The following is a 12624-nucleotide window of genomic DNA, read 5'->3' on the forward strand; positions in this document are numbered from 1 at the left end:
TTTTGCGCACGCAGCGCCCGATTTCGTCCGAATCGGGTACAGCTACCCTGACACTCGCCATTACTCTGAGTTGAGTGTGCATGTCTCTGAGTGACGACTGTGGTGTAGGTTCCCGACCGGGAGATCCGGTAGGGAGTTGTCCGCCCCGCTGGTCCGAACGCACCCGGGGCCGGAGGGGGATTGCCCATGCTGAGCACTGACACGTTGCCGCCCGGCTCCTGGGCCGAGGAGCGCTGGACGACCGCCGGACGCTCCGGGTTCCCGGGGCCGCCGGGAGGGGAGGGCACGGCGACGGCCGCGCTCTCCCCGTTCGCCTACGGAGACCCCGCGCACCTGGAGTTCGACGACGTCCTGGCCGATCCCGCCACGGCGCACCCGCACGTCCAGGAGCCGCTGCGACTGTCCCAGGCCGCGGCGCGGCTGCCGCGGATACTCATCATGGTGGTCTGCCTGCTGTATCTGGCGGGTGCAGCCTACGGCTGGGGGTCCCAGGGCCTGGCCGACTTCATGGGCGACTTCGGCCTGGCCGGGGCCGCACTGGCCGCGTCGGTCTCCTGCTTCGCGTACGGGTCGGCCTCCGGCGGGCGGAGTCGGCCCGCCTGGTTCTGCTTCGGCCTCAGTTCGCTGATGGTCAGCCTCGGAAACGGCATCTGGGGGTGGTACGAGTGCGTCCTCGGGCAGACGCTGCCGTCGCCCTCGATCGCCGACGTCGTGTTCCTCTTCTTCGCCCCGCCGGCCATCGTCGGTCTGGTGAAGCTGTCCAACCGGCCCCGCAACGCCGCCGGTTGGCTCTGCCTCGCGCTGGACGGGTGGCTGATCGCCGGTTCGCTGCTGACCCTCAGCTGGAGCCTGGCACTCGGCCGCACCGCCGCGGGCGACCAGAGCAGTCCGCTGCGGCTGGCGATGGGCCTGGCCTATCCGCTGCTGGACATCCTGCTCATCAGCATGGTCCTCGGGCTGCGGTTCCGCCGTCCGGACAGCAACCGCGCGGCGGTGCACACGGCCATAGTGGCCCTCGCGCTGACCGTCCTCTGCGATGCCGTCTTCACCAGCCAGTCCTTCAAGGACGCCTACCACTCCGGCGAACTGCTCGACGCCGGCTGGTTCTGCGGCTCGATGCTGCTCGCCTGGGCGCCGTGGGCCAGCAGCAGCCGGTCGGCCCGGCAGATCGCCGGGGTCCCGCGCCGCCCCCGGGTGGCGTCCACCTTCAGCGCGCTCACCCCGTATGCGGCGACCGGCGTCTGCACCGTCGGCCTGCTCTACAACGCGCTCGACCGGCACCACCTGGACCGGTTCGTGCTCATCGTCAGCTGCACCGTGGTGATCGCGCTGATCCTGCGGCAGGGCGTCATGCTGCTCGACAACCTGTCCCTGGCGCAGAAGTTGAGCCACCAGGAGAACCACTTCCGCTCCCTGGTGCAGGGCTCCAGCGACGTCATCATGATCGCCGACCCGGACGGCGTGCTCCGCTACGTCAGCCCGGCCGCCACCGGCGTCTACGGGCGGCCCGCCGAGGAGTTGGTCGGCACCCGACTGCCGGAGATGGTCCATCCCGACGACCTCGGCCACGTGCTCTGGGAGGTGCAGCGCTACCTGGCCAAGTCCCCGGCCGAGCCCACCGCCCGGATCGAGTGCCGGGTGCGCTCGGGCGCGGGCGACTGGCTCGACGTCGAGTCGACCGTCAACCGCTACCGTGACGGGCTGATCTTCAACTGCCGCGACGTCTCCGAACGCGTCCGGCTCCAGGCGCAGTTGGAGCACAACGCGTTCCATGACGCGCTCACCGACCTGCCCAACCGCGCGCTGTTCCTGCAGCGCAGCCGCAGCGCGCTGGCGGGAACGCAGGAGCAGCGCCCCGAGGTGGCGGTGCTCTTCGTCGATCTGGACGGCTTCAAGGCGGTCAACGACACGGCCGGACACCAGGTCGGCGACGAGCTGCTGATCCAGGCCGCGCGCCGACTCGAGGAGTCGGTCCGCTCCGGCGACACGGTGGCCCGGCTCGGCGGTGACGAGTTCGCGGTGCTGCTGGTCGGCGAGGTCGACCGGGACCAGGCCTTCGCCGTCGCCGAACGGCTGCGCGTCGCCGTCTCCGCGCCGTACCAGGTCGGCAACGAGGAGCACGCGGTCGCCGCCAGCATCGGCATCGCCTTCGCCGACGCTGAGGCCACCCCGGAGGGCGCGGCCGACCTGCTGCGCAGCGCGGACCTGGCCATGTACCAGGCCAAGCGCCGTGGCAAGGACCGCGTCAGCGAGTACTCGCCGGAGCTCCGCACCGAGCTGCGCCGCCGCACCGAGCTGGACCAGCGGCTGCGGGTCGCGGTCCGCGAGGGCGAGTTCACCCTGCTCCACCAGCCCGTCGTCGACCTGGCCAGCGGCGCGGTCACCGGCCTCGCCGCGCAGGCGCGCTGGCGTTCGACGCAGGGGCTGGTGCTCACGCCCGCCGAGTTCCTGCACGCCTCCGGAGGGGGTGAGCGCGCGTCGCGGTTCGCCCACTGGACGGTCGACCACGCGCTGCGGCAGGCCGCGGAGCGCGAGGTCGACCTGCCGGTCTCGGTACGGCTGCCCACGCGTGTGGTCGCCGCGCCGGGGCTCTGCGAGGCCGTCGAGACGGCGCTGCACCGGACCGGCCTGCCGCCCGCCCGGCTGCTCGTCGAGCTGGCCGACGGCGGCGGGGGAGTGGCGGACGGGCGGTCGCACGGGTTCGACGACCTGGTGCAGCGGCTGGCCCAGCTCAAGCGCCTCGGCGTGGGTGTGGTGCTGGACGGGTTCGGTGGCGGCACCACGCCGCTCAGCGGGCTGCGCAGGCTGCCCGTGGACGCGCTCAAGCTGGAACGCGGCGTGGTCGACGGGCTGCTCGACTCGTCGTTCCAGCGCACCCTCGCCGCGTCCGTGCTGCGGGTCGGCCGGGAGCTCGGTCTGGACACGGTGGCCGAGGGCGTGGACACCTCCGCCCAGGCGCAGTTGCTCCGCGAGCTGGGCTGCGCACGCGGCCAGGGCCGGTGGTTCGCCGAGCCGCTGGACGAGTCCGACCTGGCGAAACTGCTCGCCGCTGAGCCGTTCGGGGGTGTTCCGGGCGCACGGGTGTCCGACGGAGGTTTCGCATGATGAGACACGATCCCGATCGGCTTGACACCCCACGGGCCGTCGGAGGAAGGTCGTCAGCATGCGCACCCGAATTCTCGTACTTGGCGGGCGCGTCGGCTGATTCGGGAGTGAATTCCCGAGCACGAAGAGCCGACGCGCTACCCCTCGCATGCCCACACTGGGCACGAGGGGTTTTTTGTTGCCGCAAGGCAGCGCGTGCAGCGCACCGCCGGCTAAATCCCTCCGAGAACTCCGAGCAGTCCCGATAGGAATCAGCAGATGACTGAGCAGGCAGCAACGCCCGTCCCGCCGCACGCGGGCCCAGAACCGATGACCGGTGCCCAGTCGCTCATCCGCTCCCTGGAAGCGGTCGGCGCGGAGACGGTGTTCGGGATCCCGGGTGGCGCGATCCTCCCGGCCTACGACCCGTTGATGGACTCGGTGAAGGTCCGCCACATCCTGGTCCGCCACGAGCAGGGCGCGGGACACGCGGCGACGGGTTACGCGCAGGCGACCGGCAAGGTCGGCGTCTGCATGGCGACGTCCGGTCCGGGCGCGACCAACCTGGTGACGCCGCTGGCGGACGCGTACATGGACTCCGTCCCGGTGGTCGCGATCACCGGTCAGGTGGCGTCGAAGGCGATCGGCACGGACGCCTTCCAGGAGGCGGACATCTGCGGCATCACGATGCCGATCACCAAGCACAACTTCCTGGTGACCGACCCCTCGGAGATCCCGCGCGTGATCGCGGAGGCCTTCCACATCGCCTCGACCGGGCGGCCGGGGCCGGTGCTGGTGGACATCTCCAAGGACGCGCTGCAGGCCCGGACGATCTTCCGCTGGCCGGTCGAGCAGCAGCTGCCGGGCTACCGTCCGGTGACCAAGCCGCACGCCAAGCAGATCCGCGAGGCGGCCCGGATGCTGGCCACCTCCAAGCGCCCGGTCCTCTACATCGGCGGCGGCGTGCTCAAGGCCCAGGCCACGGCGGAGCTGCGGATCCTGGCCGAGCTGACCGGCGCCCCGGTCGTCACCACGCTGATGGCGCTGGGCGCGTTCCCCGACAGCCACGACCAGCACCTGGGCATGCCGGGCATGCACGGCTCGGTCGCCGCGGTCACCGCGCTGCAGAAGGCGGACCTGCTCTTCGCGCTGGGCACCCGCTTCGACGACCGGGTCACCGGTCGCCTGGACACCTTCGCCCCGTTCGCCAAGATCGTCCACGCGGACATCGACCCGGCGGAGATCGGCAAGAACCGCACCGCAGACGTGCCGATCGTGGGCGACGCCCGCGAGATCATCGCCGACCTGATCGTCGCGGTCCAGCAGGAGCAGGCCGCGGCGAAGGAGGGCGAGGCCCGCTTCGAGTACGACGCCTGGTGGGAGCAGTTGAACACCTGGCGCAAGACCTACCCCGTCGGCTACGACCCGGCCCCCGAGGGCATGCTCAGCCCGCAGCAGGTGATCGAGCGGATCGGCCAGAAGGTCGGCTCCGACGCCATCTACGCGGCGGGCGTGGGCCAGCACCAGATGTGGGCCAGCCAGTTCATCACCTTCGAGAAGCCGGGCACCTGGCTCAACTCCGGCGGCGCGGGCACGATGGGCTACGCGGTCCCGGCGGCGATGGGCGCGAAGGCGGGCTGTCCGGAGTCGGCGGTCTGGGCGATCGACGGCGACGGCTGCTTCCAGATGACCAATCAGGAGCTGGTCACCTGCGCGCTGAACAACCTGCCGATCAAGGTCGCGATCATCAACAACGGCTCGCTGGGCATGGTCCGCCAGTGGCAGACGCTGTTCTACAACGAGCGCTACTCCAACACGGTCCTGCACGCGGGCCCGGAGCACGACGGCAAGGGCCCGTCGGCGGGCACCCGGCTGCCGGACTTCGTCAAGCTGTCCGAGGCGATGGGCTGCCACGCGCTGCGCTGCGAGCGCCCGGAGGACCTGGACGCGGTGATCGAGAAGGCGATGGAGCTGAACGACGCACCGGTCGTCATCGACTTCATCGTCCACCAGGACGCGATGGTCTGGCCGATGGTCGCCGCGGGCACCAGCAATGACGAGATCCTGGCCGCGCGCGACGTCCGTCCGGACTTCGGCGACGAGAACGACTGAGACGAAGACGAAGGGGCCACGAAAGCCATGTCCAAGCACACCCTCTCCGTCCTGGTCGAGAACAAGCCGGGCGTCCTCGCCCGGATCGCGGCACTGTTCTCCCGCCGCGGGTTCAACATCGACTCCCTGGCGGTCGGACCGACCGAGCACCCGGACGTCTCCCGGATGACCATCGTGGTCAACGTGGAGGACCTTCCGCTGGAGCAGGTCACCAAGCAGCTGAACAAGCTGATCAACGTGATAAAGATCGTCGAGCTGGACCCGACTGCGTCGGTGCGCCGCGAACTGATGCTGGTCAAGGTCCGCGCGGACGCGGAGACGCGCTCGCAGGTGACGGAGATCGTCCAGCTCTTCCGCGCCAAGACGGTCGACGTCTCCCCGGACGCCGTCACCATCGAGGCGACCGGCAGCGGCGACAAGCTCGAGGCGATGCTCAAGATGCTGGAGCCGTACGGGGTCAAGGAACTCGTGCAGTCCGGCATGGTCGCCATAGGTCGCGGCGCCAGGTCGATTACCGACCGTTCCCTGCGTTCGGTCGAGCGATCGGCGTAGCCGATAGGGGCGCGGGGAACTGCGCGACAAGCCACCGTGTGTGGTGAGTCGCCGAACGCGCAGGGCCGTCCTCACAGGGTGGTTGCTCGCGCAGTTCCCCGCGCCCCTGGACAGTGCAGCCGCGCCCCCGACCTGCATCTACGTGTGAGACGCTAATCTCACCCTCTGAGACTCCACCGTCCCGAAAATTCCTTCGGCGTACGGTGTTCCCAAGGAATCCATCCCGCAAGGAGAAGCCAGCGATGGCCGAGCTGTTCTACGACGACGACGCCGATCTGTCCATCATCCAGGGCCGCAAGGTCGCCATCCTGGGCTACGGCAGTCAGGGCCACGCGCACGCGCTCTCCCTGCGTGACTCCGGGGTCGACGTCCGCGTCGGGCTGCTGCCGGAGTCCAAGTCCCGTGCCAAGGCCGAGGAGCAGGGTCTGCGCGTGGTCACGCCGGCGGAGGCTGCGGCCGAGGCCGACGTGATCATGATCCTGGTGCCGGACCCGATCCAGGCCGACGTTTACAAGGAGGTCGTGGAGCCGAACCTGAAGGCGGGCGACGCCCTCTTCTTCGGCCACGGCCTGAACATCCGCTACGGCTTCATCGAGCCGCCGGCGAACGTCGACGTCTGCATGGTCGCCCCGAAGGGCCCGGGCCACCTGGTCCGTCGCCAGTACGAGGAGGGTCGCGGCGTCCCCTGCATCGTGGCTGTCGAGCAGGACGCCACGGGCAAGGCCCTGGAGCTCGCGCTCTCCTATGCGAAGGGCATCGGCGGCACCCGTGCCGGCGTCATCAAGACGACCTTCACCGAGGAGACCGAGACCGACCTCTTCGGCGAGCAGGCCGTCCTGTGCGGTGGCACCGCCGCGCTGGTCAAGGCCGGTTTCGAGACCCTGGTCGAGGCGGGCTACCAGCCCGAGATCGCCTACTTCGAGTGCCTCCACGAGCTGAAGCTCATCGTCGACCTCATGTACGAGGGCGGCCTGGAGAAGATGCGCTGGTCCGTCTCCGAGACGGCCGAGTGGGGCGACTACGTCACCGGCCCGCGCATCATCACGGACCAGACCAAGGCCGAGATGAAGAAGGTCCTCGGCGACATCCAGGACGGCACCTTCGCCAACACCTGGATCGCCGAGTACAAGGCCGGTCTGCCGAAGTACAACGAGTACAAGAAGGCCGACAGCGAGCACCTGCTGGAGACCACCGGCAAGAAGCTCCGCAAGCTCATGAGCTGGGTCGACGACGAGGCGTAAGTCGCCTCTTCCGCGGGGGCGGTCTTCGGACCGCCCCCGCGGCTTTGTACGGAACGTACGGTCCCGTGCGGGTGATTCTTCCGCTCGGGCGATCGGCGGATGCGCCTCCGCCGATAGACTCAATTCTGCGCGTCAGGCTCACAGCGTCGTGCGTCTCCAACGCGGCATGCCACCCTCCCCCTCCATGCCGTCACCGCAACGCGGGTGCCACCCCCATCGCACGGCTTCGGGGACACCGGACAGTAAGGACCACTGTCGTGAGCAGCAAGCCTGTAGTTCTCATCGCCGAAGAGCTCTCCCCCGCCACCGTCGACGCGCTCGGCCCGGACTTCGAGATCCGCCACTGTGACGGTGCCAACCGCTCCGAGCTGCTCCCCGCGATCGCGGACGCGGACGCGATCCTGATCCGCTCGGCCACCAAGGTGGACGCCGAGGCCATCGCCGCCGCCCGCAAGCTCAAGGTCGTCGCCCGCGCCGGTGTCGGCCTCGACAACGTGGACGTCCCGTCGGCCACCAAGGCCGGCGTCATGGTCGTCAACGCGCCGACGTCCAACATCGTCACCGCCGCCGAGCTGGCCTGTGGCCTGCTGATCTCGACGGCACGTCACATCCCGTCCGCCAACGCCGCGTTGAAGAACGGCGAGTGGAAGCGCAGCAAGTACACCGGCGTCGAGCTGGCCGAGAAGACCCTCGGCGTCGTCGGCCTCGGCCGGATCGGTGTGCTCGTCGCCCAGCGGATGTCCGCCTTCGGCATGAAGGTCGTCGCCTACGACCCCTACATCCAGGCCGCGCGCGCCGCGCAGATGGGCGTCAAGCTGCTCCCGCTGGACGAGCTGCTCGAGGTCGCCGACTTCATCACCGTGCACCTGCCCAAGACGCCGGAGACCATCGGTCTGATCGGTGACGAGGCGCTGCACAAGGTCAAGCCGAGCGTCCGCATCGTCAACGCCGCCCGTGGTGGCATCGTCGACGAGGAGGCGCTGGCCGCCGCGCTCAAGGAGGGCCGGGTCGCCGGCGCGGGCCTGGACGTCTTCGTGAAGGAGCCCTGCACCGACTCGCCGCTCTTCGGCTTCGACAACGTCGTGGCCACCCCGCACCTCGGCGCCTCCACCGACGAGGCGCAGGAGAAGGCGGGCATCTCGGTCGCGCGCAGCGTGCGGCTCGCCCTCGCGGGTGAGCTGGTACCGGACGCGGTCAACGTCCAGGGCGGCGTCATCGCCGAGGACGTCCGTCCGGGCCTGCCGCTGGCCGAGAAGCTCGGCCGTATCTTCACCGCGCTCGCGGGCGAGGTCGCGGTCCGTCTGGACGTCGAGGTGCGCGGCGAGATCACCCAGCACGACGTGAAGGTGCTGGAGCTGTCCGCCCTCAAGGGCGTGTTCGAGGATGTCGTCGCCGAGACGGTCTCCTATGTCAACGCCCCGCTGTTCGCGCAGGAGCGCGGCCTCGAGGTACGGCTGACGACCACCAGCGAGAGCCCCGAGTACCGCAACGTCATCACCGTCCGCGGCACGCTCACCGACGGCCGCGAGGTCTCGGTCGCGGGCACGCTGACCGGCCCGAAGCGCCAGCAGAAGATCGTCGGCGTCAACGACTTCGACGTGGACGTCGCCCTGACCGACTACATGGGCTTCTTCCGCTACGAGGACCGCCCGGGCGTCGTCGGCACGCTGGGCCGCCTGCTGGGTGACGCGGGCATCAACATCGCCGGCATGCAGGTCTCCCGCGAGGCGGAGGGCGGCGACGCGCTGGTCTCCCTGACGGTCGACAGCGAGATCCCGCAGGGGCTGCTCGGCGAGATCGCCGCCGAGATCGGCGCGCAGTTCGCGCGCAGCGTGAACCTGTCCGCGTAAGCGGAACCTTCGCTCCGCAGGTAGTTGCACTTTCAGGGGCGCGGGGAACTGCGCGACAAGCCACCGTGTGTGGTGAGTCGCCGAGCGCGCAGGGCCATCCACACAGGGTGGTTCTCGCGCAGTTCCCCGCGCCCCTGATGCGCTGCATGGTTCCTCGTCGCCGCAAAGGTCAGGCCGGCTCCCCGCCGACGTTGGCGTCCAGCCAGTCGTTCAGCGGCCTCGTCGCCTTGAGGAACTGCACCAGGCGCTTCTTCGCCTCCGCCGTGCCCAGCCACGGTTCGACCGGCCACTGGCGCCACGCAGCAACGCTCTTGTTGCGCAGCAGTTCGATGCGTGGGTGGTCCTTCGGGTAACCGCGCGGCGCACTCTTCAGGCGGTCGCGGGACATGAGCTCGATCTCGCCACCGCGCGTCAGCTTCGCGAGGACCGCCTCCAGCGCAGCGCCCCGCCGGTCGTCCGATACCGCCGCGCGGTAGCGCGCCAGCTGGTCGGGGGACATCACATAGCGGCCGCTCCCCGCGCCCAGGCCGTCGGCCGAGAGTTGGACGTAGCCGCCTCCCTCCAACACCGCGCCGATGTGGGTCTTGTACGGCGACTTGTCGGCCGAGAAGCGGACGTCGCGGTAGGGGCGGAAGATCTTGCCCTCGCCGTACGCGGGCGCCAGCTCCTCCAGGAGCTGTTCCAGCGGCTCGCGCACGCAGCGCTCGTACGCGTCCTTGTGGGACGTCCAGTAGGTCTTGGAGTTGTCGGCCTCCAAGCCCTCGAAGAACTCGAGGGCCTCCGCCGGCCAGCCTTGGAAGCTCATGATCACCCGTCCAGGGGACGCGCTGTCTCGGATAGTAGGAAATCCAAGTATCTCTGGAGACAGTTCGACGAGCTTGTCGTACCGTGAAATGCATGCAGTCGGACTGTCTGCCGTATCCACGGCCGGTTCCGACTCGGCCCCAGTACAGGTGACCCCTGTCCGGCCCGCTTTCCCCAGAACGGACCGCACACACCACAGGAGTCTCCCCATGAACGCTCCGAAGCCGCGTACCCGACGCACCCCGCACACCACCGCCGAGCGCGCCCAGGCAGCCGCTGCCCTGCAGCGGGCGCTGGACCGCCGGGACAACGGCGGCGTCACCGGACACCAGGACGGTTCCGCCCACTAGATCCGACGGGCCGTCCAGAGCCGATGCATCGTCAGTCGTCCGGATGGCGGACAGTACGGTGTCAGCCAATGGACCCGGGAGTATGGTCTCCGCATGTCTCGCACTCTCCGCCTTGCAGTGATCCCTGGTGACGGAATCGGCCAGGAGGTCGTTGCTGAAGGACTGAAGGTCCTCTCCTCGGCCCTCCCCGCCGACGTCAAGGTGGAGAGCGTCGAGTACGACCTCGGCGCCCGCCGCTACCACGCCACCGGTGAGACCCTGCCGGACAGCGTGCTCGACGAGCTCAAGGGCGCGGACGCCATCCTGCTGGGCGCCATCGGCGACCCGTCGGTGCCGTCCGGCGTGCTGGAGCGCGGGCTGCTGCTGAAGCTGCGCTTCGCCTTCGACCACCACGTCAACCTCCGTCCGGGCAAGCTCTTCCCGGGCGTGCAGTCGCCGCTCGCGGGCGACCACGACATCGACTTCGTCGTGATCCGCGAGGGCACCGAGGGCCCGTACGTGGGCAACGGCGGCTCGCTGCGTACCGGCACCGAGCAGGAGGTGGCCACCGAGGTCAGCCTCAACACGGCGTTCGGCATCGAGCGCGTCGTCCGCGACGCGTTCGCCCGGGCGCAGGCGCGTCCGCGCAAGAAGCTGACCCTGGTGCACAAGAACAACGTCCTGGTCCACGCCGGCCACCTGTGGAAGCGGATCTTCGACCGGGTCGGGACCGAGTTCCCCGAGGTCACCACCGACTACCTGCACGTCGACGCGGCGACGATCTTCTTCGTCACCCAGCCCGAGCGCTTCGACGTCATCGTCACCGACAACCTCTTCGGCGACATCATCACCGACCTGGCCGCGGCCGTCACCGGCGGCATCGGCCTGGCCGCCTCGGGCAACATCAACCCCTCCGGCGCGTTCCCGTCCATGTTCGAGCCGGTCCACGGCTCCGCCCCGGACATCGCCGGCCAGGGCAAGGCCGACCCGACCGCCACCGTGCTGTCGGTCGCCATGATGCTGAGCCACCTCGGCTACGCGGAGCAGGCCGCGGCGATCGAGTCCGCCGTCGCCGACGACCTGGCCGACCGCGCCTCGCTCACCGCTCCGCGCACCACCTCGGAGATCGGCGACGCGCTCGCCGCCCGAGTAGCCGGCTGACCCGCCGGCCCCTCACGTAGTACCCAGCACCGGGCCGGCGACGGCCCGGTGCTGCGCGTTTGTGCGTGTCATCCGATACACCGGCTGTCGCTGCCGCCCCCATTAGTGCGACCATCGACCGTGGGAACCGCCCTGGTCGAGGTTTCCGCAATGACGACACGGTGAAGGACAAACGTCGATGACCTCCCTCTCAATCGAGCTCAAGCCCTCGGCTCACCCGCTCTCCGCCGCCGAGCGCGAGGCCCGCCTGGCCTCTCCCGGCTTCGGTCGCTTCTTCACCGACAACATGGTGACCATCCGTTGGACCGAGGGCCGGGGTTGGCACGACGCGCAGCTGGTGCCCTACGGCCCGCTGGAGATCGACCCGGCCAACATGACGCTGCACTACGGCCAGTCGATCTTCGAGGGCCTCAAGGCCTACCGCACCGCGGACGGCCGGATCCAGACCTTCCGCCCGGAGGCCAACGCCCGCCGCTTCCAGGCCTCCGCCGCGCGTCTGGCCATGCCGGAGCTGCCCGAGGAGCTCTTCGTCGCCGCCGTCGAGGCGCTGGTCCAGCAGGACCAGGCGTGGGTGCCGGACCAGGACGAGGCCAGCCTCTACCTGCGTCCGTTCATGTTCGCGACCGAGGTCGGGCTGGGCGTCCGCCCGGCCAACGAGTACCTGTTCATGGTCATCGCCTCGCCGGCCGGCGCCTACTTCCCGGGCGGCATCAAGCCGGTCTCGGTCTGGATCTCCGAGGAGTACGTCCGCGCCGCGCCCGGCGGCACGGGCGCGGCCAAGTGCGCGGGCAACTACGCCGCCTCGCTGGTCGCCCAGGCCCAGGCCGCCGAGAAGGGCTGCGACCAGGTCGTCTGGCTGGACGCCGTGGAGCGCCGCTGGATCGAGGAGATGGGCGGCATGAACCTCTACTTCGTCTTCGGCGAGGGAGAGAACGCGAAGATCGTCACCCCGGAGCTGTCCGGTTCGCTGCTGCCGGGCATCACCCGCGACTCGCTGCTGAGCATCGCCGCCGACCTCGGCTACGCCACCGAGGAGCGGAAGATCTCCACCGACGAGTGGCGCGCCGGCAACGCCGACGGCACCCTGACTGAGGTCTTCGCCTGCGGCACCGCCGCCGTGATCACCCCGGTCGGCTCGGTCAAGTCCGCCAGCGGCGACTGGACGGTCGGCGACGGCAACCCGGGCCCGATCACCACCAAGCTGCGTGAGACCCTGCTGGCGCTGCAGACCGGCCGCCGTGAGGACACCCACGGCTGGATGCACCCGATCGTCTGACACCCCGGTCACCAGGGAAATCACCAGGTGAATCACCGGAGGTGACACCACTCGTCCGGGTGGCGGGCCGCGCATCTTGCCATGCGAGATGCGCGGCGCCTTTCGTTCCGCGCTGTGTCAGACTGCGATCGTGCCAACATTCGCACTGATTACCAGCTGCAGCGCGCCGGTCTGAGTTCGCAGGAACAGACCAGCGTGCAGACCTCTCGCATCCG

Annotated in this window: 9 protein-coding genes; 8 read left to right on the top strand and 1 reads right to left on the bottom strand. The window is 69.7% G+C overall.

Annotated features, from left to right (window positions below; all coding sequences use genetic code 11):
- Positions 1–186: 186 nt before the first annotated feature.
- From ABH940_RS20570 to serA, 5 genes are all read left to right on the top strand, one after another.
- A complete protein-coding gene (locus ABH940_RS20570; protein ID WP_370060778.1) occupies positions 187–3105 on the top strand; it encodes a putative bifunctional diguanylate cyclase/phosphodiesterase in 2919 nt (972 codons plus the stop codon).
- Positions 3106–3363: 258 nt separating this feature from the next.
- Positions 3364–5196 carry an acetolactate synthase large subunit gene (locus ABH940_RS20575; protein WP_370060777.1) on the top strand — a complete coding sequence of 611 codons (1833 nt, stop codon included), beginning with the start codon at positions 3364–3366 and terminating at the stop codon, positions 5194–5196.
- A gap of 27 nt (positions 5197–5223) precedes the next feature.
- Positions 5224–5748, top strand: coding sequence for an acetolactate synthase small subunit (gene ilvN / locus ABH940_RS20580; RefSeq protein WP_370060776.1), 525 nt, complete (start codon positions 5224–5226; stop codon positions 5746–5748).
- Positions 5749–5990: 242 nt separating this feature from the next.
- Positions 5991–6989 carry a ketol-acid reductoisomerase gene (ilvC, locus tag ABH940_RS20585; protein WP_370060775.1) on the top strand — a complete coding sequence of 333 codons (999 nt, stop codon included), beginning with the start codon at positions 5991–5993 and terminating at the stop codon, positions 6987–6989.
- Between the two features lie 257 nt (positions 6990–7246).
- Positions 7247–8839, top strand: a complete 1593-nt coding sequence (serA, locus tag ABH940_RS20590; protein WP_370060774.1) for a phosphoglycerate dehydrogenase — start codon at positions 7247–7249, stop codon at positions 8837–8839.
- Between the two features lie 169 nt (positions 8840–9008).
- Here the strand turns inward: serA and ABH940_RS20595 are convergent, their stop codons facing one another.
- Entirely contained in the window at positions 9009–9644 is a 636-nt protein-coding gene (locus ABH940_RS20595; protein WP_370060773.1) for a DUF2461 domain-containing protein, read from the bottom strand.
- 208 nt (positions 9645–9852) lie between these two features.
- On the opposite strand from ABH940_RS20595, the gene ABH940_RS20600 reads away from it, so the two are divergent.
- The 3 genes from ABH940_RS20600 to ABH940_RS20610 all read left to right on the top strand — a co-directional run bounded on the left by ABH940_RS20600 (position 9853) and on the right by ABH940_RS20610 (position 12409).
- Positions 9853–9993, top strand: a complete 141-nt coding sequence (locus ABH940_RS20600; protein WP_370060772.1) for a hypothetical protein — start codon at positions 9853–9855, stop codon at positions 9991–9993.
- Positions 9994–10086: 93 nt separating this feature from the next.
- Positions 10087–11133, top strand: a complete 1047-nt coding sequence (locus tag ABH940_RS20605; protein ID WP_370060771.1) for a 3-isopropylmalate dehydrogenase — start codon at positions 10087–10089, stop codon at positions 11131–11133.
- Between the two features lie 178 nt (positions 11134–11311).
- Positions 11312–12409 carry a branched-chain amino acid aminotransferase gene (locus ABH940_RS20610; RefSeq protein WP_370105918.1) on the top strand — a complete coding sequence of 366 codons (1098 nt, stop codon included), beginning with the start codon at positions 11312–11314 and terminating at the stop codon, positions 12407–12409.
- Positions 12410–12624: the final 215 nt, after the last annotated feature.

Source organism: Streptacidiphilus sp. BW17 (genome assembly GCF_041262485.1).
Lineage (GTDB): Bacteria > Actinomycetota > Actinomycetes > Streptomycetales > Streptomycetaceae > Streptacidiphilus.